At 64.4% G+C, this 365-nt stretch carries 1 protein-coding gene; it reads right to left on the reverse strand.

All coding sequences use genetic code 11. The features are described 5' to 3' along the window. Positions 1-5 precede the first annotated feature (5 nt). Positions 6-365: IS4 family transposase (locus LPW29_RS15415; protein WP_274520350.1), on the reverse strand; the 360-nt coding region annotated here is incomplete at its 5' end.

Consider the following 365-nt stretch of genomic DNA (forward strand, 5'->3'; position numbering starts at 1 on the left):
CATGATCATTCGATTCCATCCCGCAAGGCATAGGCGAAGCTCATGCTGGTGAGTTTGGTGTAGCCATGCCAGATGAGTTGGTGCCCGGGCGGGGGATCGGTGTTGCGGTTGAGGTAGCCACCCAGGATGGCGATCTCGCGCACGGCGTCGGCAAGGCGACTGGGGCGTTCCCGGCGTCGGGACTGGGCGTAATCACCCAGGACGCGCAGTTCGATGTCCGAGAACAGCAACTCGGGCGGCAGTTCTGGGGCCTCTCGCCCGAGCAGGGTCATGAGCATGACGCGCCAGGCGATGACCAGGCGGATGGCGATGGCGCGCTCCAGGCGTTCGGTGCTGTGATGGCCGAGTTCGTCGATCTTGCAGCC

Origin of the sequence: Ectothiorhodospira sp. 9100 (assembly GCF_022227565.1) — a bacterium.
GTDB classification, from domain to species: domain Bacteria; phylum Pseudomonadota; class Gammaproteobacteria; order Ectothiorhodospirales; family Ectothiorhodospiraceae; genus Ectothiorhodospira; species Ectothiorhodospira marina.